The sequence below is a fragment of the Anaerolactibacter massiliensis genome (assembly GCF_900290205.1).
GTDB classification, from domain to species: Bacteria; Bacillota_I; Bacilli_A; order Erysipelotrichales; family Erysipelotrichaceae; genus Bulleidia; species Bulleidia intestinalis.
Window position 1 is genome coordinate 386,751 of the sequence record NZ_OLMH01000001.1, and the last position, 19,974, is coordinate 406,724.

Genomic DNA, 19,974 nt, shown 5'->3' on the forward strand with positions numbered 1-19,974 from the left:
ACCTGAGTCACATGAGTGAGCGTGACTACAAAGCGGCTATGAGGAAGATCGAACATGATTCAGCACAGCCGTGCATCTACTGCACTGTGAGATGCTGGGACGCAGGACTGATGGCTGAGTGCAAGGCGTACCGTGACTGGTGGCGTCGTACTCACGGTCTGAGGCGTCGCTGAAGCCGACAACGAGACGAAGAACAGACACGAGTGCTGCTCATGAGTCACTTCAGTGGCTCGTTGAGGTCAGCAAGATCGGCGGACCGGCTCCATTTTCAAGGTACTGCGACGGCGATCGATGCGATGCGGCTCGGGGAAAGCCCAAAACGTTCTTAGTTTTTGATTCATTTTTTGAGCATTTCCTCAGCATCCCGGAGAACGGTCATGGGCGGTGAACGATGGCAGAGAAAAAAACAAAAACGGTCAAAATACAGAACAATATTCCGAAAAAAAATCCAAAAAGCAACGACATCCCAGAGATCTGCTCGAGTTCAAGGCTTGCCAAGCATCTGGGCATCACGAGGCGCAGGATCACGCAGCTCACCGATGACGGGATTCTGAAGAACATTGAGACATCACGCGGCAGAGGTGTCGCCGCAAAGTATGACTGGGACGATTCAACGCAGGCATACATCAAATACGTCAGCAAGGAAGAACAGAGTGAGGACGAGGCTCAGCTGAATTTGCAGAAGCTGAAGGCTGAGGTGCAGTACAAACAGGCGAAGGCGAAGAAAGCCAATCAGGAACTGAAAGAACTGGAGGGTCAGTATCTCAGAGCGGATGACGTCAAGGACTTCACAACTGATCTGATCATGGCCATGCGTTCTGATCTTCTGGCCATGCCTGGCAAGATGGGAGTGATTATCGCACAATGCAAGGATGCTCAGGAGATCACAGGGATCTTGGAACAAGAAGCTGCTTCCATCCTGGAAGACATTTCAAAACACAAGTACGATCCGGCGGCCTATGCTGAGCGATTAAAAGAGAGGCAGGGAAGACAACAGATGCAGAACGATGAGGAAGACGAAGAAGTCTAAAAAGAAAGCGGACTATTCAGCCAGCTTTTTTGATCGCACGCAGAGAGTTTTTTCGGCAGCACAGAAGGTGGCCATTCCACCAGAAAAACTGACTGTCTCTCAATGGGCTGACAAGTACCGGAGACTTTCTCCGGAAAACTCAGCAGAAGCCGGAAAGTGGAGAACGTCCCGGACTCCTTATCTCAAGGAGATCATGGATTCCTTCACGAATCCGCGAGTGCATGACATAGTGGTAGTCGCATCTTCACAGGTCGGAAAGTCTGAAATGATCAACAACATGATCGGTTATCTGATCGACAACGATCCAGGACCGGCAATGTTCTGTATGCCGACACAGGAAGATGCAAAGGACTATTCCAAGAGAAGACTTGCACCGATGTTCCGGGATACGGCACATCTGAAGAAAAAGGTTGCGGCTGCTAAAGGCAGAGACGGCAACAACACAGTCACCAAGAAGAAATATCCAGGCGGAATGCTGACACTGGTCGGATCCAATGCTCCGCGAGAGCTGGCATCTGTTCCTGCAAGGTACATCTTCGGCGACGAAAGAGACCGCTGGGCTAAAGATGCAGGCGGTGAAGGTGATCCATGGAATCTCCTGACAGCCAGAACAATCACGTTCTACAATGCCAAGAGAGTACAGGTCTCCACTCCGACGATCAAAGGGCACTCCCCTATTGCTGCAGAATTCACCAAAGGGACGCAGGAATACTGGTGTGTGAAGTGTCCGCACTGTGGTGAGTATCACTTCATCGATTTTGATGACATCCATTTCAAGGACACCTGCGAAGTGATTGGCGGCCGGAAGCAATACACGGTCAGCGACATCGAATACTGCTGTCCTGAATGCGGCTGCATGTCTACAGAGGACGATATCCGTCGAACTGATAAGAAATGGATTGCAAAGAATCCGGATGCTATCGATCACGGGTACAGATCCTTTTGGCTCAATGGTTTCTGCTCTCCATGGTTGACATGGGAGACGATCATCCGGAAGTTCCTTGAAGCAAAGGATGATCCAACACAGCTCAAGACCGTGTTCAACACAATTCTCGGACGACTCTGGGAAGAAAGAAACGACGCAGCAGACGAAGGCGAGCTCATGGCCAGACGTGAGCACTATGATGCAGAGCTACCAGATGGAGTTCTGTGCCTCACCTGTGGTGTTGATACGCAGGACAACCGCCTTGAGTATGAGGTTGTCGGCTGGGGCAGATATGGTGAGTCCTGGGGAATCAGGAAGGGTTTCATCATGGGACGACCGGAAGAAAATGGCGACGTCTGGGAGTCACTCGATGGAGTCCTGGACCATGTATACAAGTTCAAAGATGGCAAAGGATTAAAGATCTCACTGACATTCATCGACTCCGGCGGACATTTTACGCAGGAAGTTTACGAAGAATGCCGGAAGAGAATCGGCAAGCGTGTTTTTGCTATCAAAGGACGTGGCGGCGAGGGTGTCCCCTACACTGCCATTCCAAAAAAGCAGGACTGTGTCCTCCCGAATCACAGGACGACAAAAGTGTGGCTATACACGCTGGGTGTTGACTCCGGCAAGGAGCGCATCATGTCGAATGTAACTGTCCAGGAACCGGGAGCAAACTTCATGCACTTTCCGGACAACGAGGATGCCGGATATGATGAGAACTTCTTCAGCGGATTGCTGTCAGAAGTCATGGTGCCGAGTACCTCCCACAGTTCGCAGAGATGGACCTGGAAGAAGTTACCTGGTCACAACAGAAACGAAGCACTTGACTGCCGGAACTATGCGATGGCAGCTAAGATGGTCCTCAATCCGAACTTTGACGCACTCGATCGGAGACTCAAAGGGCTGGATGATGAAGATATCCAAGAAGAAAATCAGGCCAAGCAGGAAGCACGGGAGCGCAGACGCATGGCCAGACGCAGAAGAAGACAGCGAGAGGAGGATGACTGGTGATGAACATGATCAGAGTGTCAATGAATGCAAAGTCGCCGCATGGGATTCCATTCAATAAGGGACTCTATGACCGCAACTTTGAATATCAGATCGTGATCGATGATCTGGACGGCCTTGTGGAGACCAGAAAGACCATCATGTCCGGCTCTGGATCCGTAACTCACTACAAGATCGGATCTCGTGAGATCACAAAGGGAGCGATGAGCGCGTCTCAGGTCTTGAAACAGTGGGATTCACTCATGGCCAAGAAGCGGGAACTGGAAGGCTACAATGGCGGAAGATCGCACAAAACTTATGGAATTATTCCGAGGGATAACTGGTAATGGCAAAGAAGAAAAAGCAGAAAAAAGCTGAAATGAAGGCCAGACAGTTGTCTGAGGCGATGGCTTCCGAAGTCAACCGGAAGGTCTACAACAAGGGATACTCCGATGCTGGCGCATCCCACACAAAAAGAGCCCTGAAAGGATTCAAGGCAAGATCCGGAAGCGCCAAAGAAGACATTGATGAGAATAATTACACGCTTCGACAGCGTGCGAGAATGCTCTACATGGCCTCCCCTATCGCATCCGGCGCGATCGGAACGATGCGGACGCATGTTGTCGGTGTCGGAATGAAGCTGAATCCATCCGTTGACGCAGATGTTATCGGAATGTCTGACGAAGAGGCTCAGAATCTCAACCGGCAGATCAAAAGAGAGTTTGCTCTGTGGGCAGACAGGAAGAACACATGCGATGCACTGCAAATGGCCAACTTTTACCAGCTGCAGCAGCTCGCTTTTTCTTCGTGGCTGCTCTCCGGTGACGTTTTTGCTCTGAAGAAGCAGGCGAATCCGACAATTGCGGCACCTTACGGGCTCAGGATCCAGCTCGTTGAGGCGGACAGATGTTCCACTCCGGACATGGCCGCTCATGATTATCTCGGATTCACGCAGGCAAAGCTGGAGAACGGGAACTGGTGCTATGACGGTGTGGAAGTAAACAGCGACGGTGCAGCTGTCGCTTATCACTTCTGCAATCAGTATCCAGATTCAACGGACATCTCACAAGGTCCGAAGAAATGGACGAGAGTCAAAGCATATGGTCAGAAGTCAGGGCTTGCAAACGTGATCCATCTGACCATCCAGGAACGTCCGGAGCAGTATAGAGGAGTCACCTTCCTTGCTCATGTTATCGAACCACTCCTGCAGATTCGCAGATATACGGAAGCAGAGATCCAGGCCGCAATCATTGAATCGTTCTTCACTGTTTTCGTCAAAACAGAGAGTGATTCAGACTCGATTCCATTCAATGAGGTCGGAGCATCAATCGAGGGCTGCCCTCCTTATGATGACGAATTTCAGAACGATACAGAGTACGAGATGGGACCGGGCAACGTGAATGTTCTGAGGCCTGGTGAGGATGTCTCCTTCGGTGATCCGAAGAGACCACAATCAGGCTATGACACATTCGTCTATTCAGTATGCAGGCAGATCGGCACATCGCTCGGCATTCCTGTCGATGTACTCATGCAGAAGTTTGACTCGTCATACAGTGCATCGAGAGCGGCACTCATGGAAGCATGGGAAACTTACAAGATGTACAGATCATGGTTCGTCGATGGTTTCTGCAAGGTTGTGTATGAATGGTGGTTCACGGAAGCAGTATCTTCTGGTCGAATCCCTGCTCCTGGATTCTTCCTGAATCCGATCACGCGCGATGCATATCTGAAAGCGTCATGGGTTGGACCTGCACAGGGTCAGCTGGATCCGGTGAAAGAGATCAACGCGACGAACATGGAAATTGCGAACGGTTTCATCACCCATGAAGATGCTGCGATTCAGATCAACGGATCTGACTGGCATGACAATGTGAAGAAACTGGAACGTGAGAATGAAATGCTGAAGAAAACAAGCGGACCAGATCCGCAGAATACTCCAGATCCGGTGCCAGTACCGGGCGGAGAAGATCCGGATGGAGATTCCATCCGAGGGAGATGAATGATGAAAGATAAAGCAAGAAAAGCATGGAATCTGGTCAGAAGCAATGATGGCCAGACTGCGACCGTTGAACTCTATGGAGATGTCGCAGAAGAAAGACCACCGTTCAACTGGTGGACAGATGAGCCGGATCCGGGTGAATACATTATCCCGGCAGAGATCCAGAATGATCTGGACTCCATTGCAAACTGTCCGAATGTAGACATTCACATCAACTCCACAGGTGGTGAGGTCTATGCGGCAATTGCAATCTACAACAAGATTAAGAACTTCACAGGCAATGTGACAGTCATCATCGATGGCATTGCAGCATCTGCTGCTTCCGTCATTGCAATGGCAGGAAAGACGATCAAGATGGCAAGCGGTGCCCTCTTCATGATTCATGATCCGGCAATCGCTATGTATGACTATGTGCAGCTGGATGATCTGAAGAAAGCAGAGAACTGGCTGGAAGGAACATCCAAAGCAATCGCAGGAATCTATGCACGGAAAACCGGAAAGTCTGAAGACGAGATCCGCGATCTGATGAAAGCAGAGACATGGATGACTGACAAAGAAGCAGTCGAGATGGGTTTTGCGGACGAAGTTGCTGAAGGCACTCCAGTCCAGGTGACCATGAGCACTGATCACAAGATGCTCATGGCAGCGGGTCGGAACTTTGACATTTCAAGGTGCATCAATATTCCGAAACTCAAAATCAGTGATAAGCAGCCTAGTGGGCAGGCGGCGATTCACATAGACAACAAAAAGGAGGAAGAAGAGATGAATCTCACTGAACTCAAAGAGAAGTATCCTGAGCTCTATGCCTCACTGATGTCCGAAGCCACTGACGCAGCAAAGGCTGCACAGGGCAAGGCGGTCAAGGACGCAGTCGAAGCAGAAGATGAGCGCATCAAGGCAATTGATGAAATTGCCAGCATGTGCACTCCGGAAATGGTCCAGGAGGCCAAGTACGGCGAGCATAAGTGCTCAGCTGACACTCTTGCTCTGAGAGCAATCAAAGCACAGAAGGAAGTGCAGACTCAGATGTCCAAGAACATCGTCGAGGATGTAAAGAATTCTGGTGCAAACGATGTTCATGCTCTTGGCAACGGCGGCAATGAGCCGGTCAAGCCGGAAAGCATGGAAGATGAAGTCACTAACATCGTCAACAAGATCAAGGAGGCGAAGAAGTAATGGCTAACAAGTTTGAACCGATCGCAGATGTGCAGCATGACAATCTGTACAAGTCTGCAGGCGCACTCAAGCTGATTGACATCACCACAGCGAAAGACCTGAAGAAAGGCACAATCCTTACTTCCAAGGGTGCCGTCTATCAGGGCACAGACGGAACGGATCCAGCTTTCGTGCTGGCTCAGGACGTAACTGCTGCAGGAACAGCACAGACAGTGGAAGTCTGGCAGGAAGGTATTTTCTTCCGTGAGACCATTGAAGCTCTGATGAATTACACATTCACAGATGCAGATGAGCTGGCTCTCAGAAAGAACAACATTCTGCTGGAGTCCATTGTTTACTAAGGAGGTAAACCATGAATTTATCTGAATTTTATTACAACACGCATGCCTTAATGGTTGCGGAACAGCTTGTCACACCGAAGCCTTGCTGGCTGCGTGATACATTTTTCGCAGATGTGCAGACTCCGGATGCTGACAGGATCCTTGTCGAATACAAGGACGAGCAGTCCAGAATGATTGCTCCGGTTGTCGTTCCTGGAAAAGGCGACGTCGCAGTTCGCAGAGCTGGCTATAAGGCAAGCGATGTCATTGCTCCGCTGATTGCCCCTTCCAGAACTCTGACAGTTGATGATGTTTCCAAAAAGCAGTTTGCAGAATCTCTGTATTCCAATCTGTCCCCTTCTGAAAGAGCAGTCCAGCTGATCTCGCAGGACATGCAGGATCTCGATGAGATGATCTCAACTCGTGAAGAGCAGATGGCTGCACAGGTCCTCACTGAGAATGCTCTGGATCTGAAGCAGATCGCAGACGATCAGAGCAAGACTGAAGACTTCACTCTGAAGTTCTATGATGGCGATACAAACGGTGCCAAGGTAACCTTCAGCAAGGCACTGACATCTGCTGATGACTTCTTCGATGTTGTCAGAAAGATGGCTGCTCCTCTGAAAAAGAGAGGATTGCCGCATGACAAGTTTGTCATGGGCGCAGAAGTTGGTGAAATCTTCTTCAACAACGAGAAGATCCAGAAGCTCCTGGACAACCGTCGCATCGTTGTTGGTGATATCAACATTCAGGATCTCAACGGAGTCACCTTCTATGGCACTCTGAATGTTCCTGGCGTTGGACCGGTTGACTTCTACTCTTACGATCAGACTTATGTTGATCTGGACGGCACTGAGAAGTTCTTCGTTCCGACAAAGGGTGCATTCATCACCGGTCAGAGATTCGGTAAGAGAATGTATCAGAGGATTACATTCATCAACGATCAGACCAAGGAGATCGAGTCTCAGCCTGGCACAAGAGTTCCGCATGTCTACACTGACAGCAAGAACTCTGCGAGAACACTGGCACTCAAGTCCAGACCTCTGAATGTTCCATACTTCAAGAATTCCAGCATCTATGCTGATCTGATTTTCTGAGAGGAAGACCATGATTGAGATCTTGAATACAGTGGGCTCTCTGCTTTATGCTGACAAGCTGAAACTGAAGCCTGGTGACATGGTTGGTCTTGATGCTGATCTGGAAGAATCTCTGATCAAGCGCGGACTGGCTGAGAAGATCACACCAGGTCCAGAGATTCCGGAAGAGGATCCGGAAGATGCTCCTGAGTCCGATCAGGAAGAAGAAAAGACAGACGAGCCGGAAGAGGATCCGGAAGATGCTCCTGTCATTGAGGCAGAGGCTCCGGTATCCAAGACAAAGAAGAAAACTTCAAGCCGCAAGAAAGGTACAAAGTAATTGTCCGCATTCAAGGACATGGTTGCCGCTGACATCGGCAGCGTCTTTCTGAATGATCTGGAGTTTGCTGATGAACATGAAGTCAATGGCAAAAAAATGCGGCTGATCATTGATAACAATGAGCAGATCGAGCGGGAAAAGAGATTGAACCAGCACATGGATGGCATATATGTCAAACAGATGCTGGTTTTTCTTTCCGCTGCTGACTTCGGCAAACTGCCAAAACACGGCGCACTCTTCTCTCTTGATGGCAAGGACTACAGAGTCACGGATGCCATCGATGAGATGGGAGTCTATTCGATCACGCTGGAGGCGAACAGAGGCTGATGGAGATCAAGTATGAAGTCGATCAAGATGATCTGAGAATGGTTGTTGAGAAGCTCGGATCTTTGAGCTATAAAGCACCGACAGTGATCTCCAGGGCGTTGAACAGAACCGCAACGACCGCGAGAAAGGACCTCGGAAATAAAGCCCGGCAGCGCTACACGCTGAAGTCCGGAGGCTTCAAGAAGAACATGGTCATTCACAAGGCCAATGCAGGAAATCTTGAGGCAGAAATTGAATCCAAGGGTGCTCCGATCTCCATTGTACGGTTCCACACTACGGCTCCAAAGAAAGCCGGAGGCAAGGCTAACATTGTCAAAGGTAACGGTCTGAAACAACTGCTATATGGAGACATCAAAGCCTTCAAAGGTCCGAATGATCAAATGTATCAGAGAAGATCTGACAGACGTCTTCCGATCAAACGGTTGTCTTCTGTATCAATTCCAAAGATGCTTGAAAATGAGAACGTCTACGGAGTGACAAAGCCAGTCATCCAGACGAATCTGCACCACTACATGGAGCAGCAGGTTGAAGTCCTGCTTGCAAAGGGAGGATGATGAATCATGGACGATTTTGAAAACCTCACCGGGAATCTGATGGACATTCACGGTCTGCAGGTGTCACTGAAAAAGGAGATCAATCGTCTTCTCAGTGGAATGCATCTGACAGACGATGCCGGGAATGAAGTTCAGATCCATGCGTTTGAGCAGCAGCTTCCGGAGACCTATGATGACGAAGATGATCCGTCTCAGTTTTTTCCGTATTTCATCGTCCAGGTGTTCACGGGAGATACTGAAGATGATGAGGATCCATGGCATGTCACCACTGTGATTCAGTTTGGAGTCAAGGACAAAGGCAAAGACAGGCAGGGTCACGTCCAGATCCTCAGCATGATTCAGAAGGTGGCGAACCGCTTCCTTCAGGAGGCACTGCTGGACAATCAGTACCGCGCATCTCCAAAGATGAAGTGGGAGATCCTGGATGAAAACACTTACCCGTTTTACTTCGGTGCAATCGAAATGAAGTTTTCCACTCCAAAGATGGAAAGGATTGATGAATTTTCATGAGTGATGAGAAGAAAAAGACCACTGCAACAGTGGCAAAGGTTCCGGCAAAACCGGAGCTCGTTTTATATGTCGGACCGACGATCAAAGGGATCGCAATCACCGGCACAGTTTATGCAAGCATCCCGGATGCAGCGCTCAAGGCAAAAGAGGAAGCTCCTCTGATCGCCAATCTGTTCATCAGCCCTGCTGAGTATGGCAAGGCTCATCAGCAGATCAAAGCTGAGAAAGGCTGGGCCTGGGAAGCATACAAACAGACTGAAGGTCTGAGAAAGAAGGAGGGCTGATTAAATGCCTATTAAGCATGGAACTTACGTTCGTGAAGAGGCAACCGCTGTCACAGTTCCAAAGACTGGCAAGTCTTCGGTGCAGGTTGTAGTTGGTTGTGCTCCGATCAACATGGTCGCCAATCCAGCATCAAAGGTCAATGTTCCGATCCTGGCCAACTCTGCTGCAGAAGCAATGAAAGAACTCGGTTATGTCAACGACGTGAAGAACTTCACGCTTTGCCAGACGATGTATCTTTCTGCTAATGCGTTTGCAGTCGGCCCGGTTGTGTACATCAACGTTCTGGATCCGGCAAAGCACAAGTCTGCAATTGAAACAAAGACCGCACAGGTCAATGACAAGCAGGCTGAGATTCCTGAAGTCGGTGTCATTGCATCCTCTCTGTCCGTTAAGGGCACAGAAGATTCTGCTGGAGTCTTGAATACAGACTACACAGTTTCATTCGATGCAAAAACTGGCTATGCAATCATCACACTGATTGATGGCGGCGCTCTGGATGGAGCAACCACACTGACTCTCACCGGTGACAAGCTGGATCCGAAAAAGGTCAATGATGAAGACATCATCGGTGCGGTTGATTCTGCAACTGGCAAAGAAACTGGAATCCAGGCAATCCGTCAGGTATTTCCAAAACTGGGAATCGTTCCTGGTCTCCTGCTTGCTCCGGGATATTCTCAGAGTGCAGCAGTCGGCGGTGCTCTTTCTGCAAAAGCAGCACAGCTGAATGGAGTATACAAGAGCTTTGCCCTGCTTGACATCGACACCAAGCAGGCAAGAGTCTACACAGACACAAAGAAAGTCAAAGATGACAGCGGATTCACGTCTGAATTCTCTGCATCCTTCTGGCCATGCTCCAAGATCGGTGATCTGGTATTTGCAAAGTCTGCAGTCGCTGGATGCCTGATCGAATACATCGACAGCAATGCAGACGATGTTCCGTATCAGAGTCCGTCCAACCATCCAATGGGAACCACAGGTGAATGCCTTGACGATGGAACTGAAGTTCTGCTCGATCAGGATCAGGCGAACACTGTCAATGGATATGGCATTGTCACAGCCATCAATCAGAATGGCTGGAGACTGTGGGGCAATTACACCAATGCATACCCGACATCCGATGATGCAAAGGACATCTGGATTGCAGTTCGCAGAATGTTCACATGGCAGGAGAACACGTTCATCAACACCTACTTTGCAAAGGTAGACAATCCGATGAACAAGAAACTGATCCAGAACATCGTTGACTCCGAGAATATCAGATGCAACAGCTATGCACCGGACTACTGGGCAGGCGCTTCCATCGAATATCTTGACGATGACAATCCGATCACAGACATTCTTGCTGGCAAGATGACCTTCAGACATCACATTGCTCCGTACACACCGGCGCAGGATATTGAAGACATCGTCAACTACGACATTGACACTCTGCAGAGTGCGCTGCAGGGATAATGAGAGGAGGACAGAACAATGCCTGAAATCCCTAGTTTATTGAATAACTACAACGTTTACGAAGACGGAAACAGACTTATCGGTGTATCCGGTGAGACTGAGCTTCCGGAATTCCCTGCCATGACGGATACACTCGAAGGAGTCGGCATGAACGGCGAGATCGAGGATCCGGCAACAGGTCAGTTTGAATCCATGACCGTGAAGATTCCGTTCTCGGTTCTCTATGGATCCATCTATGATCTGGCAGACGTCAATAATCCGCCACTGCTGACACTCAGAGGCTCAGAACAGGTCATCGATCCGGCAACGGGTGCGACGGTCTATGTTCCGGTCAGAGTGGTTATCAGAGGCAAAGCCAAGACCATCACAAACGGATCCCTGAAGAAGGGCAAGAAGGTTGAACCTTCCGTCGAACTTGAAGTGCTTTACATCAAAATCGAAGTCAACAATGAAGTTCTCGTTGAACTTGACAAGCTGAATCAGGTATACATCGTCCGCGGCAAAGATCTGATGGCTCAGGTAAGAGCACAGTGCTAATTTAGCATTACTCTATTGTCATCAAATGCAGCCGGGCGGATCATGAGTATCTCCCCGGCTGTTTTTATTTATTAAAACCATAAGAAAAAGGAGAAAAAGTAATTATGGCTGAAGCTGAAAACAAAGAAACGAAAATCGTCAAGATTGAAGACAAGAAGAAAGATGAAAACAAGATCAAGCTGAGCAAGACCTACCTGTTTGAAGGCCATGAGGTCTCTGAGATCGATCTCACTACACTGGAAGATCTGACTGCAGACGATCTGATCCAGGCAGGAAAGATATACTCGAACAACGGCAATATCTCCGCCGTTCGTGAGCTGGATCTTGAGTACACACTGACAGTCGCAGCACTGAAGAGCGGGCTTCCGATTGAGTTCTATCATCAGCTCAGTGCCAAAGACGCAATGAAAGTGAAGAACCGCGTCACAACTTTTATGTACGGCGAGGACTAAATCCCGCCGATCTCACGGAATTAAGGAAGTGCTGTCTCGCGTTGAGTCTAAACCTCAACACTGGACTGGATTACTTCATGAAAATGGGGATCTTCGACATGATTGACATGTGTCAGGATCTCAAGGAGGTTACACGCAAGAATGGCAAGTGAGTACGAAATTGCGATCAAGATTGCGGGCACGCTTGACAAGTCACTACAGAGTGCAATCTCCGGAGCTCAGAAAGAACTGCAGGGACTAGGAAAGACTCAGTCCGTATCACAGAACCTCAACGCAATCGGCAATACTATGACGAAGCTCGGCACAGGTCTGACGGCAGGAGTTACGGCTCCGATCGTCGGCCTGACAGCCACTTCAGTCAAAGAATTCGGTGATGTGGATAAGACTCTCCGCCTTGTCCAGGCAACGATGGGATCCACACAGGATGAAGCGGATCAGCTGGCTGCTGCTATCAAAACGGCGGCTGCTAACTCTGTATTTGGAATGCAGGATGCCGCAAATGCGACTTTGAACTTTGCACGTCAGGGCTTTACAGCTGCACAGGCGGCTGACATGATCACTCCTGCCCTCAACCTGGCAGCAGGAACTGAGACAGATCTGTCTGAAGTGACTGGTGGTCTGGGAAATGCACTGAAGATGTTCGGCAAGGACTCAAGCTACGCATCGACAGCTGCAGACATCTTGGCCAAAGCTCAGGCACAGGCAAACACGACAACCTCTGACCTCTTTGAGGCAATGGCGGTCGCTGGACCTGTGGCCAACTCTGTCGGATGGAACATGCAGGACCTGGCCACTGTGGTCGACATCTTCGGTGATGCCGGAATCAGTGGAGCTGAAGGCGCAACTGCCCTGAAGACAGGTCTTGCAAAACTGGCCAGCCCGGCAAAAGATGGCGCCGCATGGATGGAGAGGTTGAACCTCAACATCTTCAACGCGGACGGAACCATGAAGAGCATGGCGGATGTTCAAGGCCAGTTGCACACTGCTTTTGCTGGTTTGACGCAGGAAGAACAGCTGCAGGCGGCTGCGGCACTCTTCGGCAAGAACCAGATGGCAAAATGGATGACTCTCATCAATGCAGCACCAGGGCAAGTGCAGAAGTATTCTGCGGCATTGAACGATTGCGCAGGAACATCTCAGAACATGGCCGATGCACTCATGGCCGGGACAGGTGGCTCGCTTGAAAAGCTGAGCTCTTCGTTCGATGTTATGAAGTATAACATCGGCGAGATTGCCGGTCAGGTTGTGAAGCCGTTCATCGATAAGCTCACATCTCTCATTGATGCGTTCAACAATCTGGATCCGTCAATGCAGAAGAATATTGTCAAATGGGCAGGCATTGCAGCGGCGGCTGGGCCGGTTCTCCTGATCGGTGGTCGGTTATTTAAGGTCGCCGGGAAGCTGGTTGGAATGTTCGGATCAGCTGGAGGAGCTATACAGAAGCTGATAAAGCACACGAAAGGAATCAATGGACCGACACAGCAAGCTAACACCGCGATGAGTGCTGCAGCAAAGAATGCACTCGGATTCGGCGGAGGCTTTGCAATGGCGGCGGCAGGCGTCTACATTCTTGTCAAAGCAGCAAAGGAACTCGCATCAGCTGGACCGGGAGCAGTTGTCGCTCTCGTTGGTCTTGGTGCCGGTCTTGCGGCACTCATGGCCATAGTGGCAAAGCTCGCACCAAGTGTGCAGGGATCTGCAACAGGGCTTCTCGCTCTTGGCGGTGCAATCCTTATGGCTGCAGGCGGAATGTCATTGATGGCCATAGCAGCCACACAGATGGCTCAGGCGGGGCCTCTCGCTCTGGCTGGTCTGTCGGTCATGACGGGCGGGATCATCGCTCTGATGGCCGTTGCTGGGGCTATGGGACCACAATTGACAGCAGGAGCAACTGGGCTGCTGGCATTCGGCGGCGCTGTTCTGATGGCATCCGCTGGAATGAGCATGATGGCACTGGCTGCAACGCAGATCGCAAACGCTGGACCTCTCGCACTTGCGGGGCTCACTGTCATGGAAGGTGGCATGATTGCACTCCTTGCAGTAGCTGGCGCAATGGGACCAGCTCTTACAGCCGGAGCAGCCGGAATGATTGCCTTCGGTGTAGCTGTCCTTGCAGCATCTGCAGGATTCTCAATGCTTGCAAATGTTGCAGTTCAACTGTCACAGGCAGGAACCGGAGCGCAGGTCGCAATGGCCCTCATGGCGGCAGGAATCGCAGGACTGGCAGTCGTGTTTGCAGTTCTCGGACCAGCTCTGCTTGTTGCCTCCCCTGCCATGTTGGCATTCGGCGCAGCAGTCACACTGGTCGGTGCGGGTGTGACCATGGCATCTGCTGGAATCACTCTCTTGGCATCGGCTCTTCCGACAATTGCATCGGCAGGTCCAGCGGCTTCGGCTGCTCTGCTTTCCCTGGGTGCTTCCATCACAGCATTCGGTGCAATGGCGACAGCTGGAGCAGCAGGCGCAGCAATAGCGGCTGCAGGGTTCGCGGCACTCGGTGTGGCGGCTCTTACAGCAACGGTTGGAATCCTTGGAGCAACCGCAGGGGCATCTGCTCTTGCAGTTTCAATGGCTCTGATCGGAGCATCTGCAGGAGTCGGTGCAGTAGCACTCACAGCACTCGGTGCGGCAACGAGAATCTTCTCGGCGGCTATGCTGACGGCTGTAGTACCTGTCACAGCGATCACAGTGGCGATGGTCCCATTCGCAGCAGCAGCACTTGCGGCAAGCGTACCGACGGCGGCTCTTGGAGCATCCATGCTTGTCCTTGCGGCTGGAGCACTTGCGGCATCCGCAGGCATGATTCCTCTGGCAGCGGCAATGACACTCGTGTCTGGATCCGTTGTCATCATCGAGGCATCTGCGACGGCAGCTGGAAAGGCTCTCGGCTCGATTTCAAAGAATGCAGTCGGCACGGCGGCAAAGATGGGAGTTATTGCGGCAGGCGCAATTCCACTGTCTGCGGCACTTGTTCCACTTGCGGCAGCGGCAACAGCGGCAGCAGCCGCTTTCCTTGCATTGACAGCAGGTGCGGCAGGATCCGCAGCGGCAATCACTCTTCTGAGCGGAGGAATCGCTCTTCTCTCCGGAGCGTTGGCTCTCACAGCAACGAGCATCACATTATTCACAACAGCGGCGGCACAGATTCCGGGGGTGGCAACACCAGCGGCATCCGCGTTCACGCTGCTGACAGCATCCATCATTCCTTTCTCGGCAGCGGTCAATTCTGCTCAGGGACCTCTTGTCGTGGCGGCAGCCGCGATGATAACTTTCTCCGCCGGTGTCAATACGGCAGCAGGAGGCATGACATCCCTGCAGGGCTCTCTGGCCGGGACAATTGCTTCACTGTCCGCTCTTGGCACAATCGCGGCAAGTGCGATGGCAGGAGTGACCAATGCAATCACGGCTTCCATGATGGCAAGCAATGCGGCTGTGGTGACTAGCATGGCTCAGATGCGCTCATCTGCGACAACGGGCATGACAGCGATCCAGACGCAGGCACAGACAAGTGCGAATGCGATCCTGTCGATCATTACTGCGGCGGTCGCGGCATATCTGGCAGTCATTTCTTCCGGAGGATCTCAGGCGACAGCACAGTGCGCAAGCATAGCAGCAGCTATGGCAGCGGCATTCTCCGGACTGCATGGACAGATGTTCTCTGCGGGTCAGTACGCAATGTCTGGACTGCGGAACGGCATCGCATCAGCGGGTGCTTCGGCTATTGCTGAGGCGAGAAGTATTGCAAACCAGGTGGCAAGCACGGTCAACAGTGCCCTGAAGATTCACTCTCCATCCAGAGTCCTTGAGCAGTCTGGTATCTATGCAGGCGAAGGTCTCGCAGAAGGTATGAAAGACAGCTCTAAGGTGGTCGCTACATCTGCGGCTCAGAATCTTGCGGCGCCGATTGCGAGCATGGGCATTGCACAGCCTTCTGTGAACACGCAGAGCGGCGTTCTGAGCGATCCTTTCGGACAGATGAAGAACACTGCATCGGCGGCAATCCCGGCGGCTGTGGACACTCTGACAGGCAATTTCACAGGAATGAATACAAGCGTTCCAGTGCAGACTCCACAGTTCATCTACTCCCCTACTTATCGCATCGAAGGATCCGGAGTCACAAGAGATGACGTGATCCAGGCTGATCGGATGAGCCAGGACGACTTCGAGAAGATGATGAACAAGTGGATGCGGTCACAAGGCCGCAAGTCTTTTGCACAACAAGGAGGCGGTCTTGAATGAGTAAGATCTATTACACAGTCCAGGGCGATACCTGGGACAAGATCGCATGGCAGGAACTCGGTGACGAGAAGTACATGAAGCAGCTGATCGAGGCCAACTGGTCTCTGATCAACGTTCTGGTCTTCTCCGCCGGGACTCCGGTCATTATTCCAGATCTGACTGTCTCACAGACAGAAAATCTGCCTGCGTGGCGGTCGAATGATGACTATGACGCTGGCCTTCCAGTGGCACCGGAGAATGGCCTATGAGTACAGCAAGAAGCGCAGAGACTGATCTGTATTTCAACGGTCATTCCGTTAAGGACACACTGAAGGACATCAAGCAGGAGTTTACTTACGATGACGTGGCGAGTGGATCTTCTGACACGGTTTCACTGACACTTTTCAATTCTGATCTTCGATTTTTGAACGGCTGGCTTCCGAAAAAAGGAGACCGGATCGTTGCCAAGATCCTGCTCCATCACTGGAACAGTGAATATGACGAAAAGAGGATGGATTGCGGGGACTTTCTCCTGGACGAAATGAACATGACCGGCGGACCGCTGATCGCTAATCTCGGCGGGATAAGCCTTCCAACTGACACCTCTATCAAGAGGACAAACCGGACGAAGACGTGGAAGTCTACAAGTGTCAAAGGTATCGGTGCGGAAATTGCTTCGCGATATAAACTGGCATTCATGTACGACGGCCCTGATCATGCGATTGAGTCTATCGAACAGACTGACCGCAGTGATTCGGATTTTCTGTATGAGCTGGCTAAGAAGTACGGCGTCGGTATGAAGATCTACAAAAACAGAATCGTGATGTACGGGAAGAATGAGTACGAGGTTCACAAGCCAGTGCTCACTATTTCTCGTTCTTCTTTCGTTGGTGATTCATGGGACTGGACAGACACAATTGAAGGGACCTATACCGGCGGGCGCTGCTCTTATAAGCAGACCGACAACAAAAAGAAGAACAAAGTGGACCGGGAGTTCTCAGTCTACTGCCCTGTCACAGGCACCAAAGGAGAGAAGGATCCAAGTGCAAGGACGCTGAAACTCTCAGAACAGGCTGCTAATCTGGCAGACGCAATTCATCTGATCAGTGCGGGAGTCAACAATGAGAACGAAAAAGCGACAATCCTTGAGGGAGATATCTGGCCGGACGTGCGAATGGTATCAGGCATCATGGTCAAGGTTGACGGCTCGCTTGGTAAAGCGGCAGGAAACTACTTCGTGGACGAGGTCAAAACTACGGTCAACGGATCCGGAACGAAGATGCACGTCAAGATGCACCGGTATCAGAACAAGGTTGATGTTGTACATTACACTGTCACGGAGACAACCAAAGAACCGAAAAAGTCCACCAAGAAAGCGGCTGCAAAGTCCAAGTCTTACAACGTGGGCGATATCGTCAACTTCCATGGCGGAACGCACTACTACACAAGTTATCCAGGTGCGAAAGGTTATCCGGCACGCGCTGGAAGAGCCCGGATCACGATCAAGAACGGAAGCGGAAAAGCGCATCCTTGGCACTTGATCCATGTGGACGGTTCTTCCAATGTCTACGGTTGGGTGGACAATGGCACCTTTGACTGAGTGGAGGAATTGAATGGACAGACCTATTAGAATCGGCAAGGTGTCCAGTATCGACTACAAGAATGGTCTTGTGAAGGTCACCTATCCGGATCTGGATGAAACAGTCACGGATGATCTTCCGTATGCGACATTCAATGACGAGTATCAGATGCCGCCAATCGATAGTGATGTGCTTGTGGTTCACCTGTCTAACGGGCAGGCGGCAGGCATCTGTCTTGGAACGTACTGGAACACGCAAAACACTCCGCACGGCAGTGGAGCTGGATACTACAGAAAAGACTTCAATTCCACTGCAATCGGAGAAGCATTCCTGATCTATATGTCCGGGATGATGTCCCTCAATGTGAAGGACTTCTCTCTGAATCTGGAAGGCAATCTTTCTGTGGATGCCAGCACGATCAATCTGTCGGCTGGATCTATCAACATCAATTCCGGGAAGGATATCAACCTCACAGCAACCGGCGAGATCACTTTCAAGTCTGCTGCGGGGTCGATCACGCTTTCCGAGATCATTCAACACATCAAGTGAGGAGGCTTTAAGTTATGTCAAGATATACAGGACCGAGTCTCTTCTACATTGCCGGAAAAGTATACAGAAGCACCGAAGTCGTGAGAATCGGCGGCGGTATGGTTTCCGTTATTATGTCAGAGTCGGCATGGCAGCGCGAGCAGGCAGCCAGACGGAGGCAGGATGAACAGAGACGACGGGCAAGATCGTCCGTCGTTGGTTCTTTCGGCCCGAGTCTGATCTTTGAGGTCAGTGATCGAAGGATCATGACACCAAAGAACTGGAAGCGCAGTCAGTCGTCTCGCTGGGCAACGCACGACATTCTCAACGCTCCGCCTCGCTCAGAGTTCCAGGGGCCAGACCGCATGGAGACCACAATGACTGTTGATCTCAGTGCTGAACATGGCGTGAAGCCAAAGAAAACGCTGGAACTGATCGAGCAGATGATCCGGCGCGGCGATGTGGAATATCTCGTACTCGGCGGGCAGGTCTACGGATGGAACGCACACAAGTTCCTCCTAGAGTCCTCTTCTGCTGCGTACAACACGGTCTATAATCGCGGAGAACTGGTGCGGTGCTCGGTTGATTTAACTTTCAAGGAGTACTGGTAATGAATTACATGAAACTTGAAGACATTATCGATCTGGACGGCGTTCTGAACACTGAACAACTTCAGAAGATTGACCAGATCATACAAGCCCTGCTGATTACTCGACAGGGCACGATTCCGGGAAGCCGGTCCTTCGGCTTATCCGGGACAGCTGTCGATGCTCCGCATCCGGCTGCGCTGAATACAATCACGGTCGATCTGGCCGAGCAGATTGCACAATACGCGCCGGGCATCCAGCTTGACAGAGTGGAAGCCACTGAGATCGGAGCTGACGGGGTTCTCGGTCTCACGGTTTATATCGGAGGTAATTAACACATGGCAATTCCAGAATTAGAGAACCTCCCTGACATCAGCTTCATCGATGAAACCACACTGGACAGCGTGGAAGATCAGATGAAGCGAGATTTTCAGAATCGATACAACGAGATCACTGGAGAGACGTACTCCCTCGCAAGAGGAGAGCCCGTCTCTTTAATTTTGTACGCTTGCGCGGTCGAACTTTTTCAGATGTACATGTTGATCGATAAGTCGTTCAAAGAGAATCTGCTGAAATACGCAGAGGGCGAGTATCTCGACAATATGGCAGCCGGAAAAGGCATCACAAGGACTCCGGCAACGAAAGCCCGGACAACTGTTCGCTTCATGCTGTCTGCAGCACAGACCAGTGTTGTCGCAATTCCAGCAGGCACCAGAGTCACAGATTCACAGTACTACTTCGAGACAGATGACTATGTCGAGATTCCGGCAGGACAGCTTTCTGTGGATGTACCTTGCACGGCAATGGAAGCGGGAGTCGGCAGCAATAACCTTGCAGTCGGTTCGATCAGTGCTCTGGTGGATCCGATTCCGTATGTGCAATCAGTTGAGAACATTGACGTTCCTTCTGGCGGCGCAGATACGGAAGACGATGACTCCCTGCGCGAGCGGGTATTCATCGCACCGGATCGGCACTCCACAACTGGCACCGAGGACGCATATAAGTTCTGGATCCGCTCCTTTAATCAGGAGATCACAGACGCGCGCGTTTTCAGCAATGCTCCAGGTGAAGTGGATGTCTGCTTCTTG

21 protein-coding genes and 1 pseudogene are annotated in these 19,974 nt (G+C 51.0%); all 22 read left to right on the top strand.

Translation table 11 applies throughout. The annotated features are described in order from the left end of the window. Positions 1-391 precede the first annotated feature (391 nt). Positions 392-1,030, top strand: coding sequence for a hypothetical protein (locus C7E00_RS01995; RefSeq protein WP_105302689.1), 639 nt, complete (start codon positions 392-394; stop codon positions 1,028-1,030). After that, the gene (locus C7E00_RS02000; RefSeq protein ID WP_105302690.1) at positions 1,008-2,969 is read left to right on the top strand and encodes a phage terminase large subunit family protein; all 1,962 of its coding nucleotides are present in this window, start codon (positions 1,008-1,010) and stop codon (positions 2,967-2,969) included. The genes C7E00_RS01995 and C7E00_RS02000 overlap by 23 nt, the downstream gene beginning before the upstream one ends. After that, positions 2,969-3,292 (top strand): hypothetical protein, encoded by a 324-nt coding sequence (locus tag C7E00_RS02005; RefSeq protein ID WP_105302691.1) that lies wholly within the window; start codon positions 2,969-2,971, stop codon positions 3,290-3,292. Before C7E00_RS02000 ends, C7E00_RS02005 begins: the two co-directional genes overlap by 1 nt. Further along, positions 3,292-4,944: a phage portal protein gene (locus tag C7E00_RS02010; protein ID WP_204378537.1), complete on the top strand. Its 1,653-nt coding sequence runs from the start codon at positions 3,292-3,294 to the stop codon at positions 4,942-4,944. Before C7E00_RS02005 ends, C7E00_RS02010 begins: the two co-directional genes overlap by 1 nt. Next, on the top strand, positions 4,945-6,120 hold the full coding sequence (locus C7E00_RS02015; protein WP_105302692.1) for a head maturation protease, ClpP-related: 1,176 nt from the start codon (positions 4,945-4,947) through the stop codon (positions 6,118-6,120). Then, positions 6,120-6,461 carry a hypothetical protein gene (locus C7E00_RS02020; protein ID WP_105302693.1) on the top strand — a complete coding sequence of 114 codons (342 nt, stop codon included), beginning with the start codon at positions 6,120-6,122 and terminating at the stop codon, positions 6,459-6,461. Before C7E00_RS02015 ends, C7E00_RS02020 begins: the two co-directional genes overlap by 1 nt. An 11-nt stretch (positions 6,462-6,472) precedes the next feature. Then, positions 6,473-7,537, top strand: a complete 1,065-nt coding sequence (locus C7E00_RS02025; protein ID WP_105302694.1) for a major capsid protein — start codon at positions 6,473-6,475, stop codon at positions 7,535-7,537. 10 nt (positions 7,538-7,547) lie between these two features. Then, positions 7,548-7,856 (top strand): hypothetical protein, encoded by a 309-nt coding sequence (locus C7E00_RS02030; protein ID WP_105302695.1) that lies wholly within the window; start codon positions 7,548-7,550, stop codon positions 7,854-7,856. Next, positions 7,857-8,183 carry a hypothetical protein gene (locus C7E00_RS02035; protein ID WP_105302696.1) on the top strand — a complete coding sequence of 109 codons (327 nt, stop codon included), beginning with the start codon at positions 7,857-7,859 and terminating at the stop codon, positions 8,181-8,183. Further along, on the top strand, positions 8,183-8,737 hold the full coding sequence (locus C7E00_RS02040; RefSeq protein WP_105302697.1) for a hypothetical protein: 555 nt from the start codon (positions 8,183-8,185) through the stop codon (positions 8,735-8,737). The genes C7E00_RS02035 and C7E00_RS02040 overlap by 1 nt, the downstream gene beginning before the upstream one ends. Positions 8,738-8,743: 6 nt before the next feature. Beyond that, the gene (locus tag C7E00_RS02045) at positions 8,744-9,247 is read left to right on the top strand and encodes a hypothetical protein (RefSeq protein ID WP_105302698.1); all 504 of its coding nucleotides are present in this window, start codon (positions 8,744-8,746) and stop codon (positions 9,245-9,247) included. Further along, a complete protein-coding gene (locus tag C7E00_RS02050; RefSeq protein ID WP_105302699.1) occupies positions 9,244-9,531 on the top strand; it encodes a hypothetical protein in 288 nt (95 codons plus the stop codon). Before C7E00_RS02045 ends, C7E00_RS02050 begins: the two co-directional genes overlap by 4 nt. A gap of 4 nt (positions 9,532-9,535) precedes the next feature. Further along, positions 9,536-10,984, top strand: a complete 1,449-nt coding sequence (locus C7E00_RS02055; protein ID WP_105302700.1) for a phage tail sheath family protein — start codon at positions 9,536-9,538, stop codon at positions 10,982-10,984. A gap of 18 nt (positions 10,985-11,002) precedes the next feature. Then, positions 11,003-11,521, top strand: coding sequence for a phage major tail tube protein (locus C7E00_RS02060; RefSeq protein WP_105302701.1), 519 nt, complete (start codon positions 11,003-11,005; stop codon positions 11,519-11,521). 104 nt (positions 11,522-11,625) lie between these two features. Then, positions 11,626-11,973: a phage tail assembly protein gene (locus C7E00_RS02065; protein ID WP_105302702.1), complete on the top strand. Its 348-nt coding sequence runs from the start codon at positions 11,626-11,628 to the stop codon at positions 11,971-11,973. Positions 11,974-12,114: 141 nt separating this feature from the next. Continuing rightward, positions 12,115-16,212, top strand: a complete 4,098-nt coding sequence (locus C7E00_RS02070) for a phage tail tape measure protein (RefSeq protein ID WP_105302703.1) — start codon at positions 12,115-12,117, stop codon at positions 16,210-16,212. Then, positions 16,209-16,460, top strand: a complete 252-nt coding sequence (locus C7E00_RS02075) for a tail protein X (RefSeq protein ID WP_105302704.1) — start codon at positions 16,209-16,211, stop codon at positions 16,458-16,460. Before C7E00_RS02070 ends, C7E00_RS02075 begins: the two co-directional genes overlap by 4 nt. Next, entirely contained in the window at positions 16,457-17,791 is a 1,335-nt protein-coding gene (locus tag C7E00_RS02080; RefSeq protein ID WP_105302705.1) for a phage late control D family protein, read from the top strand. The genes C7E00_RS02075 and C7E00_RS02080 overlap by 4 nt, the downstream gene beginning before the upstream one ends. Before the next feature lie 13 nt (positions 17,792-17,804). Then, positions 17,805-18,320 carry a hypothetical protein gene (locus C7E00_RS02085; RefSeq protein WP_204378538.1) on the top strand — a complete coding sequence of 172 codons (516 nt, stop codon included), beginning with the start codon at positions 17,805-17,807 and terminating at the stop codon, positions 18,318-18,320. Positions 18,321-18,334: 14 nt separating this feature from the next. Further along, positions 18,335-18,910 carry a phage tail protein gene (locus C7E00_RS02090; RefSeq protein ID WP_105302706.1) on the top strand — a complete coding sequence of 192 codons (576 nt, stop codon included), beginning with the start codon at positions 18,335-18,337 and terminating at the stop codon, positions 18,908-18,910. Beyond that, a complete protein-coding gene (locus tag C7E00_RS02095; protein ID WP_105302707.1) occupies positions 18,910-19,221 on the top strand; it encodes a hypothetical protein in 312 nt (103 codons plus the stop codon). The genes C7E00_RS02090 and C7E00_RS02095 overlap by 1 nt, the downstream gene beginning before the upstream one ends. 330 nt (positions 19,222-19,551) lie before the next feature. Then, positions 19,552-19,974: pseudogene (locus C7E00_RS16860) on the top strand (baseplate J/gp47 family protein); the annotation flags it as partial.